Raw genomic sequence first — 26,623 nt, forward strand, 5'->3', positions numbered from 1 at the left:
GCCATAAGATTTAAAAAGGTTACCCAATGTACACACTAAAATTGTCACCATAGGTACGTTAACACTAGAACAAATGCGCCGTATATTTGATTCTCCAACGCAACTTGAATTAGACCCAACTTGTTTTGACGCCATCAATCAATCGCAAAAAGCAGTACAACAAGTGATTGACGAAGACCGTGTTGTTTACGGCATTAATACCGGTTTTGGTTTGCTGGCAAATACCCGAATTTCAAAAGAAGAGTTAGCGGTTTTACAGCGGAAAATCGTCTTGTCTCATGCAGCCGGTACTGGCAAGTATTTGTCTGATCGTGTTGTCAGACTCATGATGGCCCTTAAGATTAATTCACTTGCCCGTGGCTATTCCGGGATTCGTTTACAAGTCATTCAAGCCCTCATAACCTTACTTAACCATGAAGTATACCCATGTGTTCCTGAAAAAGGCTCTGTTGGCGCATCAGGTGATTTGGCGCCGCTAGCGCACCTTGTACTGCCCCTATTGGGTGAAGGGGAAGTGACCATAAACGGTAAAATCCACACAGGTTTAGAAGGCATGAAATACGCTGGCCTAGAGCCAATCGAACTTGCTCCAAAAGAGGGGTTAGCGCTATTGAACGGCACACAAACGTCTACGGCATTGGCACTTCAAGGTTACTTTTTTGCTCAAGACTTACTTGCATCGTCAATTATGATTGGCGCAACTACAGTAGAAGCGGCGATGGGTTCGCGCTCACCATTTGACGAACGAATTCACTTAGCCCGTGGACAACAAGGACAAATCGATATTGCCGCGGCATTTAGAGATGTCCTTGGGGACGGCTCAGAGGTCGGCAACTCTCATGTCAATTGCGAAAAAGTCCAAGACCCTTATTCACTTCGTTGCCAACCGCAGGTGCTAGGTGCGTGTTTACAACAGATAAGAAATAGCGCTGAGGTATTAACGATAGAAGCAAACGGGGTAACTGACAACCCGCTCATTTTTATCTCTGATGAAAGTACCGATATTATCTCAGGTGGTAATTTTCATGCTGAACCTATCGCTATGGCCGCCGACAATATGGCACTAGCGATTAGCGAAATTGGGGCATTATCAGAGCGTCGAATGGCGATGTTGATAGATTCAAACCTCAGCAAATTACCCCCATTTTTAGTTGAAAACGGCGGGCTAAATTCAGGCTTTATGATTGCTCAAGTTACTGCGGCGGCACTGGCTTCTGAGAATAAAACATTTGCCCACCCGGCCTCTGTAGATTCTTTGCCAACCAGTGCTAATCAGGAAGATCATGTATCAATGGCAACATTTGCAGCCAGACGTTTATCTGACATGGCTGAAAATACCTTCACGATCTTAGCTGTAGAATGGTTAGCGGCATGCCAAGGCCTTGATTTTAGAACCCCACTAGAATCCTCAAAATTAGTGGAAATAGGCAAGTCTCGATTACGAGCTGTTGTGCCATTTTACGACGAAGATCGTTATTTCGCACCGGATATGGAAAAAGCAAAACAGTTATTGCAAGCACGCGCCCTCGCAGATTTATTGCATTAAACTGGTATTCATAAAACCATTATCATCCGTAAAAAGGCACAACTATGGTTGTGCCTTTTCTATTTTAATACTTAGATCCACTTCCCAACTGGAACTTTAGGCTGAAACAGTACTGTGCAATTCAAAAATACGTAAAATCAGTCCCTAGTTTCTTCAAAAACATAAACCAAAAAATGACAAATGGAGTAATATCTACGCTTATTTTTCCAATGATGCTGCCCCGCACTAAAAACAAGGATACTTCAAGGACATTATGTCTAGAAAACGCCAAATGATTGATGCCATCAAACTAGGTTGGCCAATCTCATTACAAAACACATTAGTGACTTTACTTGGCATGATCGACGTTATCATGGTCAGTCATATAGGCGATGCTGCCATTGGTGCCGTAGGCCTCGGCAATCGCGTTTTATTTGTTGTTATGGTAATAATTTTTGGCCTCAGTTGGGGGTCGGGATTTTATCTGCGCAGTACTACGGTGCGCAACAAACCCATAAAATAAGACGAACCATTGTTATTGGATTTTCAATCTCTGTCGTTGCCCTACTGCCTATAATTATTGCTAATTACTTTTTTGCCAGTGACATTATAGGCTTTGGTTCTACCGATTCTGAAGTCATTGAGCTAGGCACGACGTACCTATGGTTAGCCGCACCAAGCCTCATTTTTGTTGCGGTTATTCAGATCCTTGAAAATGCTTTGCGAAGTGTTAACTAGGTAGAAATTGCCATTACTGTTTAGTGTTGTCGCAATAATTCTTAATATTGTTTTAAACCTGTGGTTAATTAACGGTGGTTTTGGCGTCCCGGCTATGGGAGTTGCAGGTGCGGCCTTGGCAACAACGATATCAAGAGGTGTACAAGCGGTTGTTATGGTCGTTATGTTAGTCAAAATGGACCACTTCTTGGCCGTTCGATTAACTGATTTTTACCAAGCCAATGATTTAAAAGAATGGCGTAAATTGATTATTCTTATTGTGCCTATGATGTTTAGTTTTGGCGTGTGGGCATTAGGTTCATTTTGTTATCAGTTAATTTTCGGTCGACTTGGAACAAATGAACTCGCCGTAATCAGTATGTTACTGCCATTAGAAGGCATGTTTTTATCACTCTTTTTGGTATTGCTGCGGCATGTTCAATTACCATTGGCCAACATTTAGGGGCGGAACGAAATCAACAAGCCTAGGAAGTTGCCAAAACATTTACCTTTCTATCACCGCTTGTAGCCATAGTTATTGGATTGATTGTCATGGCTTTTCGGGATTTAATATTGTCTCCCTATGAAGGCGTGTCGCCCGTTACGTTAGCAATGTCTCATCAAATATTTTTCATTATTGCCGGTTTTGCGTGGTTGAAGGTGATTAATTTAACCCTTGCGATGGGAGTCCTTCGTGCAGGTGGGGATAATAGATATTGTTTAATTACGGATACAACCTGTATGTGGCTGATCAGTTTGCCACTTACATGGCTTGCCGCATTTTATTGGCACCTTGACTTCAAATGGGTTGTTTTAATTTCTTATTCAGAAGAATTAGCTAAAGGCGTAATGTTTGGTTGGCGGATGCGCAGTAAACGCTGGATCCGCAACCTAACACATTAATCAATCGTTTAACTTTGTACCTGTTTCCGGCTCAGTTGGGGAAAAGTATCGTTTAATTAAATATGCGGTACCAACCCCACTGACAAATCCCCAGAAATGCGCAGCCCAAGATATATATGGGTTAAAGCTCAGTATCGATAAAACCGCACCACCAAATAGAAACAACGAGACAATCGCAATGGCCCAGCTTTTAATGCTTGGATGAAAAAAGCGTATCCAAACAAAAATCCTAATAAACCATAAACTAGACCAGATGCGCCAACTACAACTCCCGCCTGAGCAAATAACCAAGTCCCGATGCCAGATCCAATAACGCTAAATAACATAACTAATCGAGCACGTTTACTGCCAACTGCCATTCTCACCAATATGCCTGTCCCCAGCAGCGCAATACTATTTGAAACAATATGACCGATACCACCATGCAGGAACGGGGAAAATATCATGCCGAATAAACCATCTAGGCGCCGAGGACGAATACCAAACTGATTTAGGCTTATACCCACCAATAAAACATCAATAACAAAAACAGCCCACATAATTGCTAAAAGAATAAAGATATCTTTAGGGATGATTTTTTGGTCATCGATTAGTCCAATTGCTTAATGATTTCAGCTAATGCCACATCTTCTACATCTAATACTTGTACAATGGCAACAAATAAATCGGCAGAAAACATGCCTTTACTCACTTTACTGCGCAGATTTTCAGGCGTCATTACAGTGCCAACGACTTCCAATTTCTCTGCTAAATCATTGTATTTTAATCCTTTTAGCATCATAGCTGAACGTATATATCTGGCAATGGCTTGCTTATAGGGCGTCATTGCTTTTCGATTATTCACACTTTGAGTTTGATCCATCTCACAACCTTCTATTGAAATAGTGTGATCCAGTCTTAATATTGATGGTATAGACTGATCACGTTTCAGAACATAATTTATAACACAAAAAAGAATCAATTCGCAATTTTTGTGTTTCTTTATTGACATAACAAAACATAGTGCTATATTCGTGACCTATGTTACACAAACATATTAAGGAAGCTAACATGAGCTGGAGTAACACAACTTTAAAAGATCTCGCCCAAGAACAGTCCAACTGGGTTGTTGAAGCAGAAGGCGATTGCCTAACAATTGCAAATGACGAAGGCATTGATGCTTTTGTCTATGTCGGAAATCAACAAATTATTGTTGAAACAGCTTTGTTTCCGGCCAGCGATGTATCAGATGTAGCCGCTTTAGATGCGCTTATTCTGCGTTCACATCACTTACTGCCGTTAACCGCTATATGCATTAACAAAATAGGCAACGAAGATTACTACGTCGCATTCGGCGCATTGTCCGTCGACAGTAAAGACTCTGTAGTAATAGAAGAAATTGAAACACTATTTGCCAATACAGGCGAGTTTTTAGATTTATATAACCAATACCTGACACAGGAGCACGCAGCATGAGCTTAAAAAATTATGGAACGCATTACGTGGTGCAGCAAACGAAGGTATCGAAGCCGTTGCTGATAGCCAATCAATTCGCATTTTGGATCAAGAATTACGTGATGCAAAATCAGAACTTCGTGCTTGTGACGAAAACCTAACAAAGATTATGGCCAAACGTAAAATGGCAGAATCGAAAGTTAAAGCGTTACAAAATGACGTTGCGACTTACACTGATCACGCAATAGCAGCGAGCGAAAAAGGCGATGAAGCATTAGCGATTGAATGTGCAGAACGAGTAGCTGATTTAGAAAACTCGTTAACTACTGAACAACAAATTTTGGCTGGCTTTACGTCATCTGAAAAAACGTTAAAAGCTAATATAAGCAAAGCTAAACATAATGTTCGTCGTATGGAACAACAAATCGACCAAGTGAAAGCGACAGAATCTGTGCAAAAGGCACAAGTTGCTGTATCTAGCAGACACATGGGCGCCAACAGCAAAGTAAAAACAGCTTTGGATAGTTTAGAACGTATAAAAGACAAACAAGCTCAGCGCAGTGCCGAACTTGAAGCCGCTGAAGAGTTAGCTGAAGAAGAGTCAGGTGGCGATTTAGAAAACCGTTTAAAACAAGCCGGCATAAGCTCAGGTGGTGACAAAAGCGGTAGTGACAAATTGGCTGAATTGTTAGCCAAGAAAAAGCGTAATTGCGATTAAACTTAAAAAGCAGCCTAGATCACTCTATGCTGCTTTTTTGTGTTATAAGAATAGTTGTCTAATCAAGAGAGAACATTATGTTTAGCAAATTATTTGGCAAGTCAAAAGAAAAAGCCAAAGTAGCAACGCCGGAAATAATGGGCCTGCGCATTGGCGGCAGTTTTGACATCGACCCACTGTTGTTGCGACTATCAGAAAGCGAACTGATTACAGATGGCTGCGCGCCAACTCACATTATCCAAGCTGCTGGTTTAGTCGATATGGACGGTACTTTTGTTTTTCGATTTTATACCGACGACGACGCATTTCTCCAAGTCATCGCCGAAGGTGGTAAAGAAGAACACAACATTATTGATGTTAAATTATTCCACTTTTACGATACGCAAGACATCCCAACCCAAGAATTATGGGACGATTTGTTGAAAAACAAAATTGGTCAACCAAGCTATCAATTACTCGACCATACGTTTGAGCGAGTCTGGACGTCCGCTGGTACTTATCATAATCCAGTTCATATGTGTGAAAATACATTTGACGAAAATGGCGAGTCGAGTGAAACAGATCAGTTTACGATGTTGTTCGAGCGACCAATTTCGAGTAATAATACAGAATCATTATTTTTGTCAGCTGAAGAAAAATTAGAACCATAGCGGTTATTTAAGTCGTTGCCTAGTGATGAGCACCGGGATAACACTTTCTGCGACACAAATACAAATTCACGGTTAGAAAAACAACAGTTTAAACAAGGAACCAACATGGAACATCAAGACTTACTTAGCGGCGTGATTAATTTCGCACTCTACTTTAGCGTATCGATTGCATTTTTACTTATCTTCAAGTTTGCATATACGTTAGTGACACCTCACGACGAATGGCGTCTAATTAAAGAACAAAAGAGTACGGCTGCAGCAATTGGATTTGGTGGTGCTATTCTAGGTTTTTCTCTTGCACTCGCGGGCGCTGCAACCAACTCAATTTCAATTGTCGACTACGCCACTTGGGCCTTAATTGCATTAGTTGCGCAATGTTTGGCCTTTGCCATTATCCGCTTTGGATTTATGCCTAAAATTGTACAACGCATAGAAGACAACGAAGTGAGTGCTGGCATCATGCTAGGCGTAGTTAACGTTGCAATAGGCGTATTAAATGCGGCTTGCATGAGCTACTAAGGAGACCGATATGAAACGGACGAAAATTATCGATCTCAGCGCTATGCGCAAAATTAAACCGAGCTATCTAGTTAAGCCAATTACGTTAGCGGTTGCCGCTGCGATGTTATCTGCATGTGGTGGTGGAAATTCGCAAGAAGTGACTTTTGTTAAATCTGTCGATGATTGTGTTAGCAATACCGACTTTACGTTGGCACAGTGCGAAGTGGCTTATGAAAAAGCCCTTGAAGAAGCTGAAAAAACAGGGCCAAAATACAAATCGATGGCCTCATGTGAATCTGAGTTTGGTCCACAACAATGTTTAACTGACCGTTCTGGTTCGTTTTTCATGCCATTTATGGCGGGTTTCATCGTTAATCAATTGTTATTCGACCGCAGTAGAAACTACTACGGTGGTTCGTATAATCCAGTCTATCGTTACAACCGCCCTTATTCTCGTTATCACGACACACTTATGCTTTCCGACGGTACGTCAATTGGTAAGTACGGTAAAAATAAGTTTAAGGTAAGTAAATCAGCAACATCACCTAAACCCAAAATCACAAAGACGGTTTCACGTGGTGGTTTTGGCTCGGTTGCTTCTGCCAAATCAAGTTGGGGCGGTGGTAAATCATCAAGCTCTAAAGGTTGGGGCGGTTAATGCTTCGGCAGGATATTAAACAAAGAAAAGATTGGCAAAAAAAGCGGCTGAATTCGGGTTTAAATTTCACACGATGCACGGTGAAACTTACTGGGACGAATCTGCTTTTTACCAATTTTCGTTGAACCAAATCGAAAATGATTTAGAGCAACCGACCGAAGAAATTCATCAAATGTGCCTCGAAGTTGTTAATCAGGTTGTTCACGACGAAGAATGGTTAACTAAGTTTAAACTGCCACCGAATCAATGGGAGTTTATTCGTGACTCCTAGTTAAATGGCGACCCTAGTTTATACTCGCGCCTCGACTTTGCTTATGATGGAAAAAATCCTGCAAAACTTTATGAAAACAACGCCGATACACCAACCAGTATTTACGAAACTGGATTCTGGCAATGGCTGTGGTTGCAAGATAATGTCGACGGTGGCAAGTTAAATCGTGGCGCCGATCAATTCAATAGCCTTCAAGAAAAATTGGTAAATCGATTTTTTGACCTGCAAGTATTAACCCCAAACCGCACCTTACATTTTGCCTGTTGTAAAGACACCGAAGAAGACCGCGGCACTGTACAATATTTAGAAGACTGTGCAAACGCCGCAGGAGTTAACTGTAAATTTGTCTATGTTGAAGACATCGGGGTTGATAAAAATGGCAACTTCACTGACCTAGACAACCAAGTTATTACCTGGATGTTTAAGCTGTATCCTTGGGAGTTTATGATGGCCGAAGAGTATGGTCAGTTTCTTGGCACAAACAACATTCGATGGATTGAACCGCCTTGGAAAGCCGTACTTTCAAATAAAGCCTTGATGCCAGCTCTTTGGAAAATGTTTCCAGATCACCCGAATCTTTTGCCATCTTTTTTGAAGATGAGCTTAACAAAGCTGCAAATTTTTCAAGTTTAGTTAAAAAGCCGCTATTTTCTCGAGAAGGTGCAAATATCTCTATTATAAACGGTGGCAAAGAAAAAACAGAATCTGACGGTCCCTACGGAGACGAAGGCTTTATCTACCAAGCAACTCATTTTTTACCTAAGTTTTCAGATAATTACACATTAATTGGAAGCTGGTTGGTAGACGATACCGCCGCTGGGATTTCCATCCGTGAAGACAAAAGCCCGGTCACTCAAGATATGAGCCGCTTTTTACCCCATATAATTCTAGGCTAATTAAGTAATTTGGCCTAGAATAAAAAATAAGCATGTAGCTATCTAGTTAGATATAAACGGTTGCGGAAAAGGACATCTCAGTTGGTTAAAGTTAAAACAAAGTATTTTTTCTTTTTACTTTCATTTCTTCATTGATTTTTGTTAATCAATGTTTCGCTTCAGACCATCCCCTAAAAAATATTCCTTGTTGGTTAACCGACCTTTCCTCTACGCCTTAGTCATAGTGTTTATGGTGTCGCAAGAAGCTTCAGTGCCTCCGCTAAAGCACCAGAACATTTTGCAAAATTGAACGCAATAAACAATTGGCAACTGGCCAATGGCTTATCAAAAATAACTACAAAACAAGTTTTAACCGATTTAGACGAATATTACACTGGTAAAGACATGCTCTATTTCAACGACGTATTTACCGACAAGGGCAATATCTACGCCCTAGTGTCAGATCAAAAACTCACGGTTAAACCGGCTCGAAATTGTAATGTCGATGAATGTAATTTAGAAAGTTGTGAACCAAATTGGTTGTGCAGTGGTCAAAGTAATGACATTACTTTGCTAGGGATCTCAGCTCCGGCTGTACATCCTAACGATCCACTTAAACATATGATCGATAATGCACAACAACTTGCCCGTACAGTCAATCTTGCCCATGTAAAAGGCGAAACATTTTTACTCAATATTGACAGTACGTATGTTAAGACATCTAACCTGCAACAAACTTTTAAAATAGATGAACTTGATCATCAGGTAAACCCTGTTAAAGTTGGAAAAATGTGCCATTATAAAAGCACATTGATCAGTGAGATATCTTTTACCTATGGTAAAGTTTATCGAGGACATGACTGGTTAAATACACCTAACATAGGTGGAGTTACCGGGGCCATTGGCCATGCGAAAGGAATAACGTCAACTGGTAGAATGAGCGATTTGCTAAACTTAGCTGCTCGCCGCGGACTGTTTGCCCTTGCAAAAGCAAAGAATATCAATGTTGAAAACGACGTAGAAATGTCAATTTCGAATAGTGGTTTTTACTCTCTGATACGTAAAACACATCAGACAACGGAATCGCTCATTTCGGCTTATGTAGCTGATATGAAGATGGAACTTAACGAGAAAGTTCAACCTGAAATATATATTTGGTTATTAGAAAATAAGGGTACATTATGAAACACACAGTTAAATTGGCGACGGCGCTAACTCTTTCTGCACTTTTAGCAGCATGTGGCAGCACACCTGCAGACAACATGGCAGAATTAAACAAAAACATTCCTGAGTGGGTTTTAAACCCAGTTCTTGAAGATGGTATCGCATCATCAGTTTGTGTTGCATCATCAGGTCATATGTCAACAGACAAAGCTCAAGCAACAGCATTAGCTCGTGCAGAGTTAGCGCAACAGATTAATACACGTGTACGTGCGATGGATAAAACCTATCAAGAACGTATCAATGTAGGTGATCAAGCTCAAGTGGGTCAAACATTCACGTCAGTGTCAAAACAGATCACAAACCAATCATTAACAGGGTCACGTGTAATCAAAACAGCTTACGCTAACTTTGATGGCAAAAACCAATTATGCGTATTAACTGCAATGGGTTCTTCATCAACTAAAGAGTTGTTTGATAATATCCTTAAAGCTAGTGAGCGTAATATTTCTGTAAACCAAGAGCAGGTTCTTTATCAAGAGTTTAAAGCGCAAAAAGCGCAAGAAGAACTTGAAGCTGAACTTGAAAAAATGCAATAAAATGCATCTCTATTAAGGGGTCCACGACCCCTTAATACTTTGACTGGAATATATTGTGAAAACACTCTTTGGCTTAATCGCCTTTACAGCTTTATTTGCCACTATCGTTTATGCTCAACCTCCACAAGTATTGGGTAACGTTGTAGATATTGACGGGAAAGTGACCATTCACAATGAAGGTTCTCCACGTGGTAAAAGAATCAAAAAAACGCCTCAAGACATAGAACTAAACCAATTTGTTCGAACTTATGCTAATTCAAAAGCACGCGTGACTCTAACAGATAATTCCAAGATATTAGTCACAGAAAGCTCCACTTTAGAATTCCAAGATGATCAAAATATCGTTGTAAACGAAGGTAAAATTTTATTTTCGATCAATAAACGCGAAGCAACGCGATCACTAAATGTCATCACAAAAACAGCCGTTATAGGTGTTAAAGGCACACGCTTTTTGGTTGAAACTCGTGGTGATGAAGCATTTTTGCATTTAGAAGAAGGCGAAGTTGAAGTTAAATCACTCGCTGAAGAGTTTGACGACTACAAATCTGAATATGAAGCGTTTAAAAAACAGTACATGAAAGAGTTTAGCGACTTTAAAAAATCGATTACGATTACCTCAGGCACCTCTCTAAGCTTAGGAAATAAAGGATTATTGGAAGTCCCTACGCCAGATAAAATCCAATTATTGTTTGATGAATTAGATGCCGAGTTTGAATCAGACCCAGTACAAAATGATATAGAATCTAGCTTAGAAAATGATGCTAAAACAATCCCAGAAGATGGCCTATTACATTAGTACCCTACACCTCTTATTTCCCGAACTAGCATTTAATTGTCTACATCCTCGGCTTTCTACACATCAATATTCGTCAAAAGTGTTATTTCCAATACATCCCTAACTGCTTGTATCAATGCCGTATTTGGAACAACTGAACATTCCATATCCTAACTAATATCTTTGCCGGTTGGCTTTGGCGCCTAAATAAGAGTAAATATAGATTGGGCTAAAATTAGTGAACACAGAAGCAAGCTGTTTTTGGACTTGCTTTGTTTCACGTTATGTACGCTTTTCATTTGACACATACATTGTCTTCTTGCCCTTAGATTCACTAAATAACTTTACATGTGAACTCAATGAAAAAGTGTAGTGGCATTTAAGTGGATAAGGATACTGTTTAAATGTTGGAAAACAAAGACGGCATACGAAGAAACAACGTACCTTGAAGCACTAAAGCCTAAGGGCTCCCCCGTCTGAAATATGCGGTGGAAAATGAGTATTAATACTGGCTGTCCACCTCAGGGCGTGTTGTTAGTTGCTCTTGCCACCTGCATGCTTAATTCTAAGATGAAACGGTTCGCTTTCCCGACCCTCTGGCGATACAGCAATAATTTGCAATACGAAATCAATTTTTTCCTGATTGTTATAACTGCCATCTAACCAGATGAAAGACATTAAGTTTTCACTAGGGCTATATCGTGATGGCATCACTTCATAATCAGGAATGACATGACTCTCAAAAGTACCTGAAACGATCTTTAACTTATACCCTGTAGCTCTAGCTGGATTTTCACTCTCAAGTTTTATTTTTATAATTCCTGCATCTGAGCATGAACCTCTATATCCATCATCATAGCCACGCTTAATAGATTCTACACTTGCTTTTGGTAAAGCTAATGGATGATTTTTCTCCTTATAAAGAGGGTTAGGTACAAATTCATCATAACTATAGGTGCAAAGCTACAAGCGTTAGCTGTGTTATGAAATAAAAATAGCGTGATTAATAGTAGAATACTTCGCATGACTTCCCTGAGTAACTAACGAGGCTATAGAATTACTCCAACAGCCCAAATTGATGAAAAATCGAGTTCCTGCAACAAATTCTGAGCCTTTTTCTATCTCGCACTACGTAATGCATTTGGAACCCATAAAATAGACCGTTTTTCTTAGAAATGAGTTATTCTACGGCCTCAACGCCTTACTAATAGGCAAATAATAGTTGGTTAAAATAAGCGAAAAATGAGCGCAAGCCTACTGTTTTGCGTCCACCCTTGACCGGTTTGTTAGCACGTTACCTTATCCAAACATGGTCTACTAGAAGTTTTCCAGCTTGTTCGACGATGCATATTTCAGCCAAAAATTCTTCATGGCTATGAGTAAACCACTGTTTCCATAATACAAATATAGAATCGCTTTTGTGAATAATTGATAGAATTTCCCTTTTAGAAAATTCGCCTATTTTATTTTCCTTCCATTGTTTCAGAAGATTCTCTTCGGTAACGATTACTTTGAGGCGGTCAGTAAAATCACGCGTATGCTTTTGGTGATTCCTCTCACTAGAGCCTTCCATAAGGTTATCCATTAATGGATTTGCTATATTTAGTATTTCTTCATCGGTAAGCTTATCGAAGTCCATGTTTCTACCTGTAGTGCTAACGCCCGCATAACAGGCTAAGTAATAGTTGGCTAAAATTGTGTAGCGAAGGGAAGCGTAGCCAACTGTTACGTCTCCTTGTTGATTTTCTTGTTAGGCATACCTTGCTCAATACTATCAAGCAAGGAAAGAACATCCTCTACAAAGCGTTCTAATACAACATTTAGAGTCCACGATTTTTTATGTTCAACACCTTTAAACTGAACCGCAATTTTATATTCCTGATCAATAAGCCCACTAGGAGGCACAGTTTTTGAAAATGAATCGGCATGAATTATTTTATCGCAAACCTGTTTTAGGGTTGCTGGCCGTTCGATTAATTTAGCATCGTAATATAACCATGATGAATTAGGTAACTCTAAATTAGGTTGATTAATTACATTTTGATAAAGATTAACCCTTATTGCAATTACTAGACTTAGAAGGTTACTGGATACTAAGTTATGTAAAGTATCTTCGAGATTTTTAGACATAACTAATCGAGATGTTGATAATGAAAGGCTGCTAGTTGTTAAATCTAACCCATGGCAAGTCAAGCATAAACGCCTAATTTCGTTAAAATCCTGCTTATGATGACCAAAAATATCGCGCACTCAGACTCCTTGTATGCCTCAACGCCTCGTTAAGAGGCGTTCTAATAGTTGGCTAAAATTGTTGAGGAACGAGATACCAGCCAACTGTTAGATGTCCCTTTCTTCATCGACTTGTTATGTTTTTATTTTGGACTTGACCTTAAAAGACTGCCAAATGGCAAGTAGCCCTATTAGCAAACAACCCGAAACTAGTAACCAATAATCAAATGCTTCATCGTTAATATTGGAGTAATTTCTACGTCCAAATATCTCACCGCTGACATAGCCAAAATAAGACTTTTGTATAAAGTAAACGGCAAAAAGTAATAATGCTCCCTTTACAGGAAGCAGCCACTTTTTATCTACACGAATCTCTTTTGGAGCATGAAACATAGATCCACTTTTATTGCTCTGCTTCAACAATCACTCCATTTGATCTAAAAACATAACGCTTCAAGAAACGGCGCGCTTTTCAGCGTCCTGATTTACTTGACTTGTTATGTTTTGCTGCCTCGTTGAACACAAAGATATAAGGCAATAAATAGATGAAAAACAATGCCGTATATAAATACGATAAACCACTACCTAGAACGACTAAAAGTAAAATTAGAATCATGTGCCCTAACAATGCAACTGATTTATGCCTGAACGTAAGATAGTTTAGCCCGATAAAAACAACGAAATATAAATAGCCCCAACCACCCAGAGATAAACTATAAATCGTTGCAGCCACAACCAACATAATTGGCGGTACAATAAATGACAGTAGTGCACCTAAACTTGCAATTCCAAATACACCACCGGAAATGAAGTCAGAAAGTTTAAACATGTTGGCACAGAGTTTAGACATATTCACCTAGAAACATAACGCCTGAATAAAAGGCGGATTAGCTTGGCTATAATTAGCAAAGAATGAGCGTCAGCCAAGTTTTAAGGCGTCCATTATTAATGCGCTTGTTACAACTCATTGCTACAATTGTAGCAATCTACTACAATTACATAAAAGTAAGAGGAAAATACTATGGCTACTGCAAGCATTAGATTAGACCAAGATCTCGTTGAAAAAGCCACCATAATGGCAAAAGCACTCAACCGTACAACACCTAAGCAAATTGAGCACTGGGCTAAAATAGGTGAAATGATGGAAGATAACCCTGAACTACCATACGAGTTTGTAAAACAAGCGATTATTGCGAAGGCTGAGAAGGAAGCCGGAAAACTAGAGGCGTATGATTTTGGCTAAAATTTCCAAGGTTTTACAAACGGCAAGTTTTAAAAAAGCAGTAAAGAAACTTCACAAAAATCAAAAAGCAGACCTAGACGGTGCCGTCAAATCTTTAATCGAAAACCCGTTATTGGGAGAGCAAAAGAAAGGAGACCTTTCTTTTATGCGCGTCTATAAATTTAAAATGATGAAGCAACTAACGTTACTTGGATATAGTTACGAGGATGGAACCGTTGTCCTAGAGCTACTAACTTTCGGCTCCCACGAAAATTTCTACCGCGATGCGAAAAAGTTATTCTGAGTTATAACGCCCTAATATGGGGCGCACAAATGCTTGGCTACACTTGCGACGAAGGAGCGCAAGCCAAGCGTTTTGCGTCCTTGCCATTATTGACTTGTTATGTAGCTATATTACCAGTGCTTTTTCCTGTCAACGTAATACTTAATCGATGCAAATATGTATGACATTAGAAAAAAGCAGGTGTTGCAAAAATATCAGGTTTGACGCCCCAACTTATTAGGCCCAGCGCCAAGCAAAGAAACTCCATAGTTAAAATTTGCTTTCTAGCTTTAACACCCCAAAGCATAAACTTAAAAAATGGGGACTCTGCTTTCCATGATTCTGAACTTTTATCTATCACAATGATTTCCTCTTTTAGTTTAGAAATATCTACTTCAAAAACAGAGGCGAGAGCATTGAGAGATTCGATACTGGCTTTATTGCCGCTTTCAATTCTTTGTATTGTTCTGGTACTTAAACCAGCCATAATTGCAAGTTGCTCTTGTGACCAATTTCGTCTTTCTCTAAGTTTTTTACTATCATAAAATGTCCTCGTCCATCTGTGAGGAAAAAGTAACTTGAACATGAATGTGTCGGTTACGAAATCAACCTGACAGTGGCACGACAGGCTAAATTTATAGCTACATAACGTTTTGCTAAGCGGTAAAAATTGCTGTGGTATAGTGAGCCGAAGGCGAACCACAGCAATTTTTATCCGCCTTGAGCAACTTGTATGTGTGTGTTACACGAGATAGTATAAATTACCATATTCTCTTGAATCCGATTGCTTTATTTCATTAGCCTCAATAGCTTCGTTAAACCATTCTTTAATGTCACTTTCTTGTACGTTGGGATATTTTTTTCTGCGAGTACTAACAAAACCGAATAGCCTCCACTCATCAAAGCCATCAATACGCCCATTAGCACCGTAGTCGAAATCAATTATATCCTTTTTGCTAATGTGAACCTTACAACCAATACCATGGAAAAAGTACTTATGCTTACCTCCAAGCATGCCGACCTGTTCAATCGGTGGCTCCCAATTGTGAGGTTCGTCAGTTTCAAGAAACTTCTTTAATAGTTCATTGGCTTCTTCGACTTTTTCTTGGAAATCGGAAATTATTTTTCGTAGTTCTGCATTCATGATTAACACATAACGCCACGTTAAGCGGCAAATAATAGCTGGCTAAAATGTGTGAGGCACGAACAACAGCCAGCTGTTATTTGTCCGTTTGAACGCCTTGATACTTATTGAACCTTCTCCCCGAAGTTTAGCTTTTAGCTAAACTTCAAGGCGACCAAACCAAAAGGAGAAAGCTCAATGAAATTTTATACTAAATTACACAATTTTTACTGCGGAATCGACCTACATGCTCGAATTCTTTATGTCTGCATATTAAATAACAAAGGCGAAAAGGTTCTTCACTAGAAGATTGGCGCTGATAAACGAGCATTATTACATTTGCTGCAACCCTATATAGGTGACGTGGTCGTTGCCGTTGAGTGTATGCATTGCTGGTATTGGGTCAGTGATTTATGCGCTGAGCACAACATTGATTTTGTCCTAGGTCATGCTTTATATATGAAGGCTATCCACGGTGGTAAAGCCAAAAACGATAAAATCGACTCATATAAAATTGCTAGTTTGTTAAGAGGCGGTAACTTTCCTCTTGCCTATGATTATCCAAGAGAGATGAGAGCGACTCGCGATTTACTGCGCCGACGAACTAAGTTAGTTCAGCATGGAGCCCAACTTAAAGCTCATGTTGTAAACACGAATAGCCAATACAACTACCCTGCTCTTGAGTTAAACATGAAGAATAAATGTGTCAGGGATGAGTTTAGATCCCGCTATGACGATGAGGTGGTTCAGCGAAACGTAACCTTTGATTTAGTCATTCTCGAAAGTTATGCCCTAGAGTTAAAAAAACTAGAATGTTTTTTAGAAAATAAAGCAAAGCAACATCGACCTGACTACTATGCTCAGCTCAGAACGGTGCCTTGGCATTGGTTTAATCCTAGCCATGACTATCTTATATGAGATTGGGGATATCAACCGTTTTGAGTCCGTACAAAATTTTGCTTCCTACTCTCGATTAGTGAAATGTAAGGCTGAATCCGCTGGGAAAACCTACGGCACAAGTGGCAATAAAATTGGAAACGGTCATCTTAAATGGGCATTCAGTGAAGCAGCCGTGCTCTATTTACGAGGTAATGACAAAGCTAGACGCTACCTAAACAAACTGCAAAAACGCATGAGCAAAGCCAAAGCGTTATCGGCTTTAGCACACAAGCTTGGCCGAGCAGTCTATTTCATGTTAAAGAATAAAACGGTATTTGATGATGAACGTTTTTTAAAAGCTTAAGTCGCACAATGGGGTGAGCTGAACGCCTAACTAGATAAGAAAGAACTATCGCGTGTTATTTGTGGCCTATTTGTTTTAAGCAACATATCGCAGGTAAATATAGTCGCTGTATAAGCTACTAGGTCTTGATTAGACACCCCATTGGTGCGCATTAACAATGAGCAAAATTGTTTACACCTTAGCTGAGCCTGAAACTAACTGGACTTATGAGCCAACTGACTTGAATAGCGCCTTCGTAAGGTTAACCGATGAATGTCTCGGCTTTGGCATCCTGCGTCGCTCTACCTCCTAAATCCATTTAGTCGCAGTGCCCCTAACCAACAAAAGGAATGACAGAGTTAGGCAGTGATGAGATCACAATAAGAGAGCCTCTATATGTGTTTGCCGTAAACAATTTTAACGGCGACAATGACATTGCGAAGTAGATTATTTTGCTGATTGACGAATACAATTAGCTGCCTAACAGCAGCTAAAAAGATCCTATTGTCTATTTGACGGAAGAAGGTTCATATGTGTTATAAGCACACTGCTGCACAGTTACCATATATAATTTTAATAATGAGTCCATCATCATCGCTAAACTCAGCAATATTTAACCCGTTAAGTTCAGAAAACTTTGCATCCGATATATATACAGGATCATTTACAAAATTGAAGTCTACGCTATCAAATCTGATGCTCCAACTCACCCTTTGATAATCTTCAATAGTAAGAATAAACCTATATGTTATGCGCCAGTTTCCGCTTACACGAACAGACCAAATATCTTTTCTATCACCTATAAGTTGGTGCATAAATAAACCAGGAAGATCCATATCATCTGGTTCTTCTGCTTGATCTAAATTAGCCAGAATAAGACGTAGTTTCTTTTCGTGCTTTTTCTGTATCCCCACAGTACTGCCAGAAGCATAAGAAGTGGGACAATTTTGGATGCATTTTTGCATCGTTTCTTTTAGCAAAAATACGGACTAAGTTGTGAAGTCTGTATTGATGCGTTTGTTGTATCGACCTATCTATTAGGTACTTTTGTAAGCGTTTTAACGAACCACATTATAAATCCACAGTTTCGACACGCTAAGGTGGTAGCGGTCTTATTCGCCCAGTCTAAACCTATGAAACTCATACCAGCTGTATTTAACTGAGCCTCACCTTTGTCAAAAAATTCATTTTGACACTGATTACATTTAATTCTGTGTTCATTTATTTCGTATCGATGCGGTCCATTTTTCATAATTAAGTTATCGATGCTACTCTGGATTTTCTTACGAATACTCATGGGCTTCCTTGTCTAAATAACGCCCTCGTTAAGGGGCAAATTGTAGTTGGCTAAAATTGTGTAGCGAAGCGAAACGTAGCCAACTGTTACGTGTTCTTGTTGATTTGCTTGTTAGAAGACGCTATCAAAGACTCTAATTCTTCAGGATCTGAAAGATACATTTTCACAAGGTGCAATGATGGTAGACCTGAGTTACTTAAACCAATGTCCTCTCTAATAGCTCTATATAGGTTATCAATAGCAAGAAAAATATTACCACTTACTTTTGACTGCTGTTCAAACTCTGCCTGCGCAATTAAAACCTTAGGTGACCCCCAAAGAATAATATTTGTCTTAAACTTAACTAAGTAATCTATTAGAGCCTTAGTCGCTGATTCCTTTTGCTTTTGATTTTTTATTCTGTCCCTGAAGTAGTTTTTCAACTGTCTCAAGGAATCCTCTGTATATTTCTACTTTTTCTCTCTATGGGCTTCTTCAATTGCCCTTTTTTTGGTTTGGTATTGTGTAATTAAGACAACTGCTAAACCAGCCAATATAGTAAACATCCCCCAATAACTGCGGCAGAAATCTTCGCATCAGCTTTAATAAGTGACTCTATAAAAAATGAAATAATAATCCAGGATAACCAGCCAAGAGCAACTACTAAAAACAACCCGAGTAGTATGATTTTCCAATCTTGCTTTTTATTATGCACCGACCCCTCCTAGTCTTCTAACGCCCATTTAAGGGGCTGATAATAGTTTGCTAAAATGTGAAGCGAAGCGGAACCGAGCAAACTGTTAGCAGTCCCGCTTGAAATTCTTGTTATATTTTTAATACACTCGTTTTTGATTTGCACCAGCTTCTGTAAGTGCTGTTAAAAACCCACGACCAAATACAGTAATAAAATATTTTTCATCTTTAGTGTTGATAAGACCACTACCTTTCATGTAATTAAGCCAGTCTTCAAAACTATAAGTTTCATAATAGTCAGGATAGCTATTCTTGGCCGCATTGTAATAAGAATAGAAAAATGAAAGCTCAACAGGTGAAGCCTGTGTATTCAGGGCTTGAAGTAAAAGTAACTGACTACTATAAATCGCTGAATTAATTTGAGCATAAGCACTTCGGATCTGTAAATTGGCGTGATGTTTAGCTAGCACCTTTACTTTGTCTTCAGCACTGTCAATTTTCAAATCTTCTAATGATTTATAGATTAGTGCTTCTTGTTCAGCGATGAGACCTAAAGAATCTTGAGGCACAGCATCCGCAATAGATCCACTACTTGCTAGTTTAGGAGCATTTTGACTATCAGGAGCAAAGCCAAATTCGGTATCTTTGTGCTTAGCCGAAGTTAACCTACCTAATAATTTTTCTAAAGGCTGCTTAAGTACAATTCCGAGAATTACAGCGGCAATAGGCCATGCAGTAAATTCAAATAATTTTGAAACAAAGGTTAACGCGTCCATACGACTCCGATAAAAATATAACGCCCGCATAATAGGCGGATTAGCTTGGCTATAATTAGCGAAGAATGAGCGTCAGCCAAGCGTAAGACGTCCATTATTAATGCGTTTGTTATACGCTAAAAACCATAATTGAATGACCAGCCTAATGAAGCATATATATTTTCTTCAGTGATCCCAATAGTCACATTTGATAAAAAGAGCTTAAAGGTTCCTTCAATAGCTATTACAGAGTCTTTGCCACTGAATACATGAGTGCTTTCTTCATTTGGTTTAATATAGCTCAAGCCAATATCATAGCCGCCAAAATATTGAAATTCAGAAAATGACACAGTAATCTTTTGACCTTGAGTTCCAAACCCGTATCTGTAGGACATCCCCTTAGCTCCGCCGTCTAATAACTCCTTATCCCAATAGCCAACGTATATATATTCACCTATGACGTGATCTCCTACATTCACCGAATGGAATAAAGCTGAATCAAAAGCTCTTGCTTTAGACGGTATAATCGAAAAAATGGCAATTAAAAATAAAAGTTTCATTGGCGTAAAACAGCTTAATCAGAGGAAACTTTCCTCTTTTTAACAATATTTATATTTGTATCAAATTACACAAACCTTTGCTACAAACTAATTTCACAAGCTAGGGGATGACGTTTTTCTTCTGAAATTATGAGCCAATTTAAGGCGGAATATGTGATTCTTCTGCACTGGGTTGGAGATCCCAAATATCGCTAAGGCTCTTTTAGGATGACGTTTTTCTTTCTGGAATCGAGAGCTAATTTAGGGCGGAATATGTGATTCCTCTGCACTCGGTTGGAGGTTCTTAATATCGCTTAGACTCTTTTAGAATGACGTTTTTTGTTCTGAAATTATGTGTCAATTTATGGCGAATTATGACATTCCTCTGCATTTGGTTGTAGATCCCTAATATCGCCGTGGCTCTTTTGGGATGACGTTTTTCTTTCTGGAATCAAGAGCTAATTTAGGGCGGAATATGTGATTCCTCTGCACTCGGTTGGAGGTTCTTAATATCGCTTAGACTCTTTTAGAATGACGTTTTTTGTTCTGAAATTATGAGTCAATTTAGTGCGAATTATGTGATTCCTCTGCATTTGGTTGGAGATCCCTAATATCGCCGTGGCTCTTTTGGGATGACGTTTTTTCATTAAAACAAAGCGTTATTGCACATAAAGTTCAGGCTGCATATTACTTCGTCTAAATCCCCTTAGTTGAGATTTATATCTCGAAGTGAACGGCAGGGACGCCGTTGCAAGGGATGGTTGTATATGGACATACTTACATTCCGTCTTCGACGATAATATAAATCTTAAATAAGGATTAGGGATTTAGCCGAAAGCGGCCTTTTTGGTTACATGATCTTAGAAACAAGAGCGGCTGTTGAAAAAGTAAGGTCGACGCAGTCGAAATAGCCGCCTGCAAGGCAAAGAAAGGCGTAGCCTGCAAGGCGAATTATGATCTTCCTCTGCACTCGGTTGGAGATCCCTAATATCGCTTTGGCTCTTTTGGGATGACGGTTTTTTCTGCTGATTTGGAATCACGTTTTTTGTTCTGGTTATTATGAGCCAAATGTAAGTGAATTATGTACTTCCTCTGCACTTGGTTGGAGGTCCCAAATATCGCTTTGGCTCTTTTGGGATGACGTTTTTTTCTGTTTGGTTTGGAATGACGTTTTTAATCTAAACCACCAGATTATTTCGCTTAAAGTTCAGACTACATATTACTTCGTCTAAATCCCCTTAGTTGAGATTTATATCTCGAAGTGAACGGCAGGGACGCCGTTGCAAGGAATGTGTATAGGGATGTACGTACATTCCGTCTTCGACGATAATATAAATCTTAAATAAGGATTAGGGATTTGGTCGAAAGCGGCCTTTTTGGTTACATGATCTTAGAAACAAGAGCGGCTGTTGAAAAAGTAAGGTCGACGCAGTCGAAATAGCCGCCTGCAAGGCAAAGAAAGGCGTAGCCTGCAAGGCGAATTATGATCTTCCTCTGCACTCGGTTGGAGATCCCTAATATCGCTTTGGCTCTCTTGGGATGACGGTTTTTTCTGCTGATTTGGAATCACGTTTTTTGTTCTGGTTATTATGAGCCAAATGTAAGTGAATTATGTACTTCCTCTGCACTGGGTTGGAGATCCCAAATATCGCTTTGGCTCTTTTGGGATGACGTTTTTTCTGTTTGGTTTGGAATGACGTTTTTAATCTAAACCACCAGATTATTTCACCTAAATTTCAGACTGCATATTACTTCGTCTAAATCCCCTTAGGTGAGATTTATATCTCGAAGTGAACGGCAGGGACGCCGTTGCAAGGGATGGTTGTATATGGACATACTTTCATCCCGTCTTCGACGATAATATAAATCTTAAATAAGGATTAGGGATTTGGTCGAAAGCGGCCTTTTGCCTACTTTTTGGCTGTTGAAAAAGTAAGGTCGACGCAGTCGAAATAGCTGCCTGCAAGGCAAAGAAAGGCGCAGCCTGCAAGGCGAATTATGACATTCCTCTGCACTCGGTTGGAGGTCCCAAATATCGCTTAGACTCTTTTAGGATGACGTTTTTTGTTCTGATTACTTTGAGCCAATTGAAGGTAAACTATGTGATTCCTCTGCACTTGGTTGGAGATCCCTAATATCGCTGTGGCTGACTCATTTTACAAGCTTAGGGATGACGTTTGTATTCTGGTTATTCGTAATTAAATTCTATCTAAATACGTTGTACAGGGTTACACCTATAAACTAGTAAAATCAAAAACTCGTTTAAAGGTAAAAGCTTGATTGGTGTCGCCATGCTTCCGAACGAATTCGAGTTTACTTACGGCTTCTTCAAGCGTTGGAATATGTCCTTTAGGTATCCACCACATTACGTAATTTTGTTCTGGCAATGCATCAAACCATTCTTTTTACGACTTAAAAAGTCTCGGTGGTGAGTTTTAAACATGAAGTGTTTTAAAGCATCTGGTGAGGTCCAAACCGACATATTGACAATAATATTAGGATCATCAAATATCTTTATTGCAGTTGCATCACCAGATTCATCTTTTAATCGCCACACAAAACCGTCGCTGTTTTCAGCAAGCAAGTTTACGGGCTCTAAGTTATCGACAAAATCTTTAATTTCAGGTGCGTCTAAAGGAAATTTTGCAGTGGCGATATTCAATTGTGCTAGATGCATTTGGGCTCCATTTCAGACTATTTAGCATGTTGCTAAGCACTTGGGATAAGTTAGTTTAAATAACAAACTAAACTTTGTTCACTTGCTTATTATTTGTGGTCAAACCGATAAATACCATCCCATTTTAAATCGGGGTCATTTTTAAGAGCGCGACAACGTTCAATTAAACAATGGGCGGCTTTGTGCTGATATTCATTTTCTAATTTTATAAATTCTTGTTCCGCCGCGGAAAAGTCGCCATTTTGATACAGGGTAAACGCCCGAAGGTACATAGTTTGAGCAATTTCGTTAAATGACTTCGAGGCGTCTTCGATACCATAAACCTCTGTTGCTGTGCTCTTCCCTTTCACAATTATTTGATCTACAAAAGCAAACATATTGCGATACTGATCGGATAATTGAGACAATAAATCCTTTGTCACTAAAACGTGCTGCCCATACACCTTACTCAATGACGTGATACGCGACGCCAAATTAACGGTGTTGCCAACAGCCGTATAATTGTATCTTAGCTGCGTCCCCATGTTTCCGACGATTACAGGTCCCTGGGCGAGCCCGAGTGACAATGCAATATTTGGTAATTGTAAGGTTTGCAGCTCTAAGTTAATTTCTTTAACTGCCTGTTGAATACCAATCGCAGCAATGATTGATTTGTCTTGATATCTTTCTATATCGGCTGGGGCATTAAACAACGCCATCACTTCATCGCCGATGTATTTATCCAACATTCCTTCATTATTAATGATATTTTCAGTGACAGGCTCAAATACAGTATTGAGCAGTAAAATAACTTCCTGGGGTTCTAAGTTTTCCGACAGGTTTGTGAAGTTTTGAATGTCGGTAAACAACACAACGGTTTCCTTTAGATTGCCTTTTGATCAGCACTAATCCCTTGCTCAACAATACTTTCTACAACTTGAGGTACAACGTAAGAGCTAAACGCAGACTTGACTGAACGATAGCGATTTTGTGTCATCAAGAAGTTCTTAAACTCCAATATGATCAAACAAACAAAACTGTAAAATAGTATTTCAAATACCTTTAATGCTTCATTTGCGACATACAAATACGACATTGACGCGACAAAAATTACGCCAAAATAGCCAACGTATAATCCCCACCGCAACCCGTCATTTACAATTAGCTTGGCAAAAATAGACAAGATTAAAATACTGACTAAAGCCAAAATCATACTGACTTGAGACTCGTGCTCATACCAATTATTTTGCAACATATTAGACAAAGCAGCCGCATGAAGATGAACGCCCGGAGTATATGGGTCAAGGGCGGTGGGTCGAATGTCATAAAGTCCTATTTCTGACAAACCAATGAGTACAATTTTATCCTCAAAAAACTCTGGAGAAATATGACCATTTAGGACATCAGATGCACTGACAGTAGCTATTTTCCTTGGAAAGTTTAACAGTACAGAATTTTGGTTTTCTATGAGTAAATTATCACCTGTCAGTTTTCTAATTCCAGTATTATCTAACTGAACTTCAAGCTCTTTATTGGTGTAAAACTGAAATGCTTGTACCGCTAAAGTTGGTAAAACGAGATCTTGATAGACATACAACAGAGGATAGTTTCGGTAAATACCATCACTATCAGCGGTGACAGAGAACAACGCACAGGACATTGCAGCATCTGCGATTAATGGGATATTAACTTCAGCATTTTTAATGGCTGGCAAATTGACATACGTAGAGGTTATTTCAACCCGTTGTAAAGCACAGTTTTCGATATAGGGATAAGACTCATCTCCACTCTGTTCTTGGCTTCTTCCCCTCAAGAAAAAGCCTAGAATGACATTGTCCATATCAACGAGCGTATTACTAAATATAAGATCTTCGGCTGGGTCATTTGACGGTTCTGAAAAAACCATATCCGCTACCACAATAGACGCAGCATCAAGTTGACCAAACATATCGGCGATTAAACTACGTGGTAGGGCCAACGTCCAAAGTCGTCTATCGACTTGTCATCAACATCCAAGACAACCACGCGGTCATCTATTTCATGATGATATCCCAACTTATGTAGTAGCGATATTTCTAGATCGGTAAACTGATATGAAAACTTTTCAGCCCAACTAGGCCAATAATTAAAGGTAATCAAAGTGAATAAAAACAGATAAAAAACCGACAAGCGGTTAGCAAATAATTTTATTATTAGTTTATTCACGTAAACCCTTACCGTTTATACTTTTGCATATAACCAATCTATCAGAACGAAATGATTTGTGGTGATTGATTTTCATAACCTGTCATCGTACGACCAATATTAGCGTTGATAAACGTAGGATCCGCAACCACAAAACGTTTGCCTCTAACCGTAAATGCATCACCTTGAATATCCGATTTAACGGCAACGGCAGTCGCTATATGTCCGTCATACTGTAAACCGACAACTTCATTCCCTAGCAAATTTTTCACTAGATAGGCAAATAGTACCGCTCGGTCTTCACAGTCAGCATAAGGATAATGAATGGTTTCTCCAGCGAACAAATAGTTTTCATAGTTAAATTGCTGTTGGTCTGTTTGATAACGCAAGCTCTTCTGTACAAAGTGCAATATAACATTTAAAGCGCGTTGCTCTGACATGCCCAGTATATAAGGACGTAATTGATTCAGCAGTTCCTGTTTGGTGCCGTCGGGTAACTCAGCTTGAAAGTAGTATTCCATGCTCAACTGAGGATAATGATCTAAAAACTCAATATACGAAGAGTTGTAATGCGTACTCACCGTTACCGACTTATTGTCTATTGTTGTGGTTAATTTTCGTGATTTATCAGCGGTTCCGTGTTTCGGCGCAACGCTTAAATCAATATTAACTTGTTCACTTGCCGAACTATGTTGCTTGTCATAGGTATACACACTACCAACACTAATGGGTTGTTTTTCGGCAAGATCAACAAAGTAGTATTTGCCATCTTTCAAAGAAAAGTATTTTTGGCCAAACAATTTTTGTTTCACGCTCAGCATTAAATAAGCTTTGCCATCGTTGTACGCAACTCTGGAATTAAACCCCTGCTTAACAAGGTAAAACCAACTGTATAACTGCATGTCGTTCTTACTTAGTCGTGAGCCCGAAACCAAATATTCATGAGTTAATAGTGCTTGGCCCCAATCATCTAACGCCAAATCGTCAGCTGCAGCTTTAATAGCAGCCACCTGATCTTTAAACTGAGTTTTTGCCATCGACAGCCAGCTATCGGCAATCGTATTACTGTCTAATTTTCTGATCCCGAGCGGCTTGGCGTCTAGTTTCGGCATCACCAATGTTTGCCCCAACATTCTCACTGTTGTCCTGCTTTCGCCTTTTTCACATAAACAAACTGCTCAGGCGCTGGTTTAACAACAGGCTTAGGCTTTGGTTTAGGTAGCGGTTTGGGCAGCGGCTTTGGTTCAGTTGGTTTGTGAACAAGTTCTGGTTCGGAAGGAACAGGATCTGGCTTTTTAACAATTTCTGGGGGCGGAACCGGCTCAACAGGTTTTGCTGGCGGCAAAAGAACAACTGGCTGCGGGTCAGCCTCTACTTCAACAATTGGTTCTGGCTTCGTTTTAGGAGGGGCAGTCACTTTAGGTTTCGAATCGCGTTTCACCTCAGGTTCTACTTCGGTTTCAACCCAGTTTGCTTTTAAAAATTGAGCGAACTCTTTGTCATGTTCATCGACAAAGGTTTTAAATTCTTTCTTATACTGCTTTAACCACTCTTTAAATTCCTTTTCATCCGAAGCATATGACCCCGTTATTGTTGATAATAACAGTGCTACGACAAGTGATTTTTTGAACATGACCATCTCCCTTTTAGTTAA

The 26,623-nt window shown here is 39.4% G+C and carries 31 protein-coding genes and 5 pseudogenes; 16 read left to right on the forward strand and 20 right to left on the reverse strand.

Annotated elements, in window-relative coordinates:
• Positions 1–40: 40 nt before the first annotated feature.
• The 4 genes and pseudogenes from hutH (at position 41) to PN838_RS10420 (ending at position 3,145) form a co-directional block, all read left to right on the forward strand.
• Entirely contained in the window at positions 41–1,546 is a 1,506-nt protein-coding gene (gene hutH, locus PN838_RS10405; protein WP_272182564.1) for a histidine ammonia-lyase, read from the forward strand.
• 352 nt (positions 1,547–1,898) lie between these two features.
• Positions 1,899–2,263: pseudogene (locus PN838_RS10410) on the forward strand (MATE family efflux transporter).
• 7 nt (positions 2,264–2,270) lie between these two features.
• Entirely contained in the window at positions 2,271–2,705 is a 435-nt protein-coding gene (locus PN838_RS10415) for a polysaccharide biosynthesis C-terminal domain-containing protein (RefSeq protein WP_272180607.1), read from the forward strand.
• A gap of 89 nt (positions 2,706–2,794) precedes the next feature.
• A complete protein-coding gene (locus PN838_RS10420) occupies positions 2,795–3,145 on the forward strand; it encodes an MATE family efflux transporter (protein WP_272180608.1) in 351 nt (116 codons plus the stop codon).
• 128 nt (positions 3,146–3,273) lie between these two features.
• On the opposite strand, the gene PN838_RS10425 is transcribed toward PN838_RS10420, so the two are convergent.
• Both PN838_RS10425 and PN838_RS10430 read right to left on the reverse strand, forming a co-directional pair.
• Positions 3,274–3,684, reverse strand: coding sequence for a rhomboid family intramembrane serine protease (locus tag PN838_RS10425; RefSeq protein WP_272180609.1), 411 nt, complete (start codon positions 3,682–3,684; stop codon positions 3,274–3,276).
• A 50-nt stretch (positions 3,685–3,734) separates the two neighbouring features.
• Positions 3,735–4,007, reverse strand: a complete 273-nt coding sequence (locus PN838_RS10430) for a DUF6471 domain-containing protein (protein ID WP_215964001.1) — start codon at positions 4,005–4,007, stop codon at positions 3,735–3,737.
• A gap of 188 nt (positions 4,008–4,195) precedes the next feature.
• On the opposite strand from PN838_RS10430, the gene PN838_RS10435 reads away from it, so the two are divergent.
• The 9 genes and pseudogenes from PN838_RS10435 (at position 4,196) to PN838_RS10475 (ending at position 10,808) form a co-directional block, all read left to right on the forward strand.
• Positions 4,196–4,600 (forward strand): DUF2170 family protein, encoded by a 405-nt coding sequence (locus PN838_RS10435; protein WP_215964002.1) that lies wholly within the window; start codon positions 4,196–4,198, stop codon positions 4,598–4,600.
• Positions 4,601–4,604: 4 nt separating this feature from the next.
• Positions 4,605–5,297, forward strand: a pseudogene (locus PN838_RS10440) (PspA/IM30 family protein); the annotation flags it as partial.
• Positions 5,298–5,374: 77 nt separating this feature from the next.
• Positions 5,375–5,947, forward strand: a complete 573-nt coding sequence (locus tag PN838_RS10445; protein ID WP_370661024.1) for a YjfK family protein — start codon at positions 5,375–5,377, stop codon at positions 5,945–5,947.
• 105 nt (positions 5,948–6,052) lie between these two features.
• Positions 6,053–6,466 carry a DUF350 domain-containing protein gene (locus tag PN838_RS10450; RefSeq protein ID WP_215964005.1) on the forward strand — a complete coding sequence of 138 codons (414 nt, stop codon included), beginning with the start codon at positions 6,053–6,055 and terminating at the stop codon, positions 6,464–6,466.
• A gap of 10 nt (positions 6,467–6,476) precedes the next feature.
• The gene (locus tag PN838_RS10455) at positions 6,477–7,106 is read left to right on the forward strand and encodes a DUF1190 domain-containing protein (RefSeq protein ID WP_215964006.1); all 630 of its coding nucleotides are present in this window, start codon (positions 6,477–6,479) and stop codon (positions 7,104–7,106) included.
• Positions 7,106–8,273, forward strand: a pseudogene (locus tag PN838_RS10460) (glutathionylspermidine synthase family protein). Before PN838_RS10455 ends, PN838_RS10460 begins: the two are co-directional and overlap by 1 nt.
• Positions 8,274–8,558: 285 nt before the next feature.
• Complete coding sequence (locus PN838_RS10465; RefSeq protein ID WP_272180610.1) at positions 8,559–9,437, forward strand: hypothetical protein; 879 nt, start codon at positions 8,559–8,561, stop codon at positions 9,435–9,437.
• Positions 9,434–10,012 carry an LPP20 family lipoprotein gene (locus tag PN838_RS10470; protein ID WP_215964009.1) on the forward strand — a complete coding sequence of 193 codons (579 nt, stop codon included), beginning with the start codon at positions 9,434–9,436 and terminating at the stop codon, positions 10,010–10,012. The genes PN838_RS10465 and PN838_RS10470 overlap by 4 nt, the downstream gene beginning before the upstream one ends.
• Before the next feature lie 55 nt (positions 10,013–10,067).
• Positions 10,068–10,808, forward strand: coding sequence for a FecR domain-containing protein (locus PN838_RS10475; RefSeq protein ID WP_272180611.1), 741 nt, complete (start codon positions 10,068–10,070; stop codon positions 10,806–10,808).
• A gap of 513 nt (positions 10,809–11,321) precedes the next feature.
• On the opposite strand, the gene PN838_RS10480 is transcribed toward PN838_RS10475, so the two are convergent.
• The 5 genes from PN838_RS10480 to PN838_RS10500 form a co-directional block, all read right to left on the reverse strand.
• Complete coding sequence (locus tag PN838_RS10480; protein WP_272180612.1) at positions 11,322–11,498, reverse strand: hypothetical protein; 177 nt, start codon at positions 11,496–11,498, stop codon at positions 11,322–11,324.
• Between the two features lie 583 nt (positions 11,499–12,081).
• Positions 12,082–12,426, reverse strand: a complete 345-nt coding sequence (locus PN838_RS10485; RefSeq protein ID WP_272180613.1) for a hypothetical protein — start codon at positions 12,424–12,426, stop codon at positions 12,082–12,084.
• An 86-nt stretch (positions 12,427–12,512) separates the two neighbouring features.
• Positions 12,513–13,037, reverse strand: coding sequence for a hypothetical protein (locus tag PN838_RS10490; RefSeq protein WP_272180614.1), 525 nt, complete (start codon positions 13,035–13,037; stop codon positions 12,513–12,515).
• Between the two features lie 114 nt (positions 13,038–13,151).
• On the reverse strand, positions 13,152–13,436 hold the full coding sequence (locus PN838_RS10495) for a hypothetical protein (protein ID WP_272180615.1): 285 nt from the start codon (positions 13,434–13,436) through the stop codon (positions 13,152–13,154).
• 52 nt (positions 13,437–13,488) lie between these two features.
• Positions 13,489–13,845 (reverse strand): hypothetical protein, encoded by a 357-nt coding sequence (locus PN838_RS10500; RefSeq protein ID WP_272180616.1) that lies wholly within the window; start codon positions 13,843–13,845, stop codon positions 13,489–13,491.
• A gap of 192 nt (positions 13,846–14,037) precedes the next feature.
• Between PN838_RS10500 and PN838_RS10505 the strand changes: the two genes are divergently transcribed.
• Together PN838_RS10505 and PN838_RS10510 are read left to right on the forward strand one after the other, a co-directional pair.
• Positions 14,038–14,259 (forward strand): TA system antitoxin ParD family protein, encoded by a 222-nt coding sequence (locus PN838_RS10505; protein ID WP_272180617.1) that lies wholly within the window; start codon positions 14,038–14,040, stop codon positions 14,257–14,259.
• Complete coding sequence (locus PN838_RS10510) at positions 14,246–14,542, forward strand: type II toxin-antitoxin system RelE/ParE family toxin (protein WP_272180618.1); 297 nt, start codon at positions 14,246–14,248, stop codon at positions 14,540–14,542. Before PN838_RS10505 ends, PN838_RS10510 begins: the two co-directional genes overlap by 14 nt.
• Before the next feature lie 166 nt (positions 14,543–14,708).
• Here the strand turns inward: PN838_RS10510 and PN838_RS10515 are convergent, their stop codons facing one another.
• The gene (locus tag PN838_RS10515) at positions 14,709–15,008 is read right to left on the reverse strand and encodes a helix-turn-helix domain-containing protein (RefSeq protein WP_370661025.1); all 300 of its coding nucleotides are present in this window, start codon (positions 15,006–15,008) and stop codon (positions 14,709–14,711) included.
• Between the two features lie 255 nt (positions 15,009–15,263).
• On the reverse strand, positions 15,264–15,665 hold the full coding sequence (locus PN838_RS10520; RefSeq protein WP_272180619.1) for a DUF6896 domain-containing protein: 402 nt from the start codon (positions 15,663–15,665) through the stop codon (positions 15,264–15,266).
• Between the two features lie 177 nt (positions 15,666–15,842).
• Here PN838_RS10520 and PN838_RS10525 point away from each other — a divergent pair.
• A pseudogene (locus tag PN838_RS10525) lies at positions 15,843–16,887 on the forward strand (IS110 family RNA-guided transposase).
• Positions 16,888–17,402: 515 nt separating this feature from the next.
• Here the strand turns inward: PN838_RS10525 and PN838_RS27250 are convergent.
• The 11 genes and pseudogenes from PN838_RS27250 to PN838_RS10580 all read right to left on the reverse strand — a co-directional run bounded on the left by PN838_RS27250 (position 17,403) and on the right by PN838_RS10580 (position 26,602).
• Positions 17,403–17,846, reverse strand: coding sequence for a type II toxin-antitoxin system RelE/ParE family toxin (locus PN838_RS27250; protein WP_370661026.1), 444 nt, complete (start codon positions 17,844–17,846; stop codon positions 17,403–17,405).
• Positions 17,847–18,249: 403 nt separating this feature from the next.
• Complete coding sequence (locus tag PN838_RS10535) at positions 18,250–18,594, reverse strand: hypothetical protein (RefSeq protein ID WP_272180620.1); 345 nt, start codon at positions 18,592–18,594, stop codon at positions 18,250–18,252.
• A gap of 89 nt (positions 18,595–18,683) precedes the next feature.
• A complete protein-coding gene (locus tag PN838_RS10540; RefSeq protein WP_272180621.1) occupies positions 18,684–18,857 on the reverse strand; it encodes a hypothetical protein in 174 nt (57 codons plus the stop codon).
• 118 nt (positions 18,858–18,975) lie between these two features.
• Positions 18,976–19,611, reverse strand: a complete 636-nt coding sequence (locus PN838_RS10545) for a hypothetical protein (protein WP_272180622.1) — start codon at positions 19,609–19,611, stop codon at positions 18,976–18,978.
• A gap of 116 nt (positions 19,612–19,727) precedes the next feature.
• Complete coding sequence (locus PN838_RS10550) at positions 19,728–20,150, reverse strand: hypothetical protein (RefSeq protein WP_272180623.1); 423 nt, start codon at positions 20,148–20,150, stop codon at positions 19,728–19,730.
• A gap of 2,213 nt (positions 20,151–22,363) precedes the next feature.
• Positions 22,364–22,806: pseudogene (locus PN838_RS10555) on the reverse strand (DUF3291 domain-containing protein).
• An 89-nt stretch (positions 22,807–22,895) separates the two neighbouring features.
• Entirely contained in the window at positions 22,896–23,657 is a 762-nt protein-coding gene (locus PN838_RS10560; protein ID WP_272180624.1) for an adenylate/guanylate cyclase domain-containing protein, read from the reverse strand.
• A gap of 11 nt (positions 23,658–23,668) precedes the next feature.
• Complete coding sequence (locus tag PN838_RS10565; protein WP_272180625.1) at positions 23,669–24,733, reverse strand: CHASE2 domain-containing protein; 1,065 nt, start codon at positions 24,731–24,733, stop codon at positions 23,669–23,671.
• Between the two features lie 8 nt (positions 24,734–24,741).
• On the reverse strand, positions 24,742–24,990 hold the full coding sequence (locus PN838_RS10570; RefSeq protein WP_272180626.1) for a hypothetical protein: 249 nt from the start codon (positions 24,988–24,990) through the stop codon (positions 24,742–24,744).
• Between the two features lie 41 nt (positions 24,991–25,031).
• The gene (locus tag PN838_RS10575) at positions 25,032–26,108 is read right to left on the reverse strand and encodes a hypothetical protein (RefSeq protein WP_272180627.1); all 1,077 of its coding nucleotides are present in this window, start codon (positions 26,106–26,108) and stop codon (positions 25,032–25,034) included.
• Positions 26,105–26,602 (reverse strand): hypothetical protein, encoded by a 498-nt coding sequence (locus PN838_RS10580; protein ID WP_272180628.1) that lies wholly within the window; start codon positions 26,600–26,602, stop codon positions 26,105–26,107. The genes PN838_RS10575 and PN838_RS10580 overlap by 4 nt, the downstream gene beginning before the upstream one ends.
• Between the last annotated feature and the right edge of the window lie 21 nt (positions 26,603–26,623).

The organism is Psychrosphaera algicola (assembly GCF_028401425.1).
Taxonomy (GTDB): Bacteria; Pseudomonadota; Gammaproteobacteria; order Enterobacterales; family Alteromonadaceae; genus Psychrosphaera; species Psychrosphaera algicola.

Coding starts and splice junctions, on each gene's coding strand:
- PN838_RS10420 (WP_272180608.1), top strand. CDS start 2,795: ATGGCTTTTCGGGATTTAATATTGTCTCCCTATGAAGGCGTGTCGCCC.
- PN838_RS10425 (WP_272180609.1), bottom strand. CDS start 3,684: ATGTGGGCTGTTTTTGTTATTGATGTTTTATTGGTGGGTATAAGCCTA.
- PN838_RS10430 (WP_215964001.1), bottom strand. CDS start 4,007: ATGGATCAAACTCAAAGTGTGAATAATCGAAAAGCAATGACGCCCTAT.
- PN838_RS10435 (WP_215964002.1), top strand. CDS start 4,196: ATGAGCTGGAGTAACACAACTTTAAAAGATCTCGCCCAAGAACAGTCC.
- PN838_RS10445 (WP_370661024.1), top strand. CDS start 5,375: ATGTTTAGCAAATTATTTGGCAAGTCAAAAGAAAAAGCCAAAGTAGCA.
- PN838_RS10450 (WP_215964005.1), top strand. CDS start 6,053: ATGGAACATCAAGACTTACTTAGCGGCGTGATTAATTTCGCACTCTAC.
- PN838_RS10455 (WP_215964006.1), top strand. CDS start 6,477: ATGAAACGGACGAAAATTATCGATCTCAGCGCTATGCGCAAAATTAAA.
- PN838_RS10470 (WP_215964009.1), top strand. CDS start 9,434: ATGAAACACACAGTTAAATTGGCGACGGCGCTAACTCTTTCTGCACTT.
- PN838_RS10480 (WP_272180612.1), bottom strand. CDS start 11,498: ATGCCATCACGATATAGCCCTAGTGAAAACTTAATGTCTTTCATCTGG.
- PN838_RS10485 (WP_272180613.1), bottom strand. CDS start 12,426: ATGGACTTCGATAAGCTTACCGATGAAGAAATACTAAATATAGCAAAT.
- PN838_RS10500 (WP_272180616.1), bottom strand. CDS start 13,845: ATGTTTAAACTTTCTGACTTCATTTCCGGTGGTGTATTTGGAATTGCA.
- PN838_RS10505 (WP_272180617.1), top strand. CDS start 14,038: ATGGCTACTGCAAGCATTAGATTAGACCAAGATCTCGTTGAAAAAGCC.
- PN838_RS10510 (WP_272180618.1), top strand. CDS start 14,246: ATGATTTTGGCTAAAATTTCCAAGGTTTTACAAACGGCAAGTTTTAAA.
- PN838_RS10515 (WP_370661025.1), bottom strand. CDS start 15,008: ATGGCTGGTTTAAGTACCAGAACAATACAAAGAATTGAAAGCGGCAAT.
- PN838_RS10520 (WP_272180619.1), bottom strand. CDS start 15,665: ATGAATGCAGAACTACGAAAAATAATTTCCGATTTCCAAGAAAAAGTC.
- PN838_RS10545 (WP_272180622.1), bottom strand. CDS start 19,611: ATGGACGCGTTAACCTTTGTTTCAAAATTATTTGAATTTACTGCATGG.
- PN838_RS10550 (WP_272180623.1), bottom strand. CDS start 20,150: ATGAAACTTTTATTTTTAATTGCCATTTTTTCGATTATACCGTCTAAA.
- PN838_RS10565 (WP_272180625.1), bottom strand. CDS start 24,733: ATGTTTGGTCAACTTGATGCTGCGTCTATTGTGGTAGCGGATATGGTT.
- PN838_RS10580 (WP_272180628.1), bottom strand. CDS start 26,602: ATGTTCAAAAAATCACTTGTCGTAGCACTGTTATTATCAACAATAACG.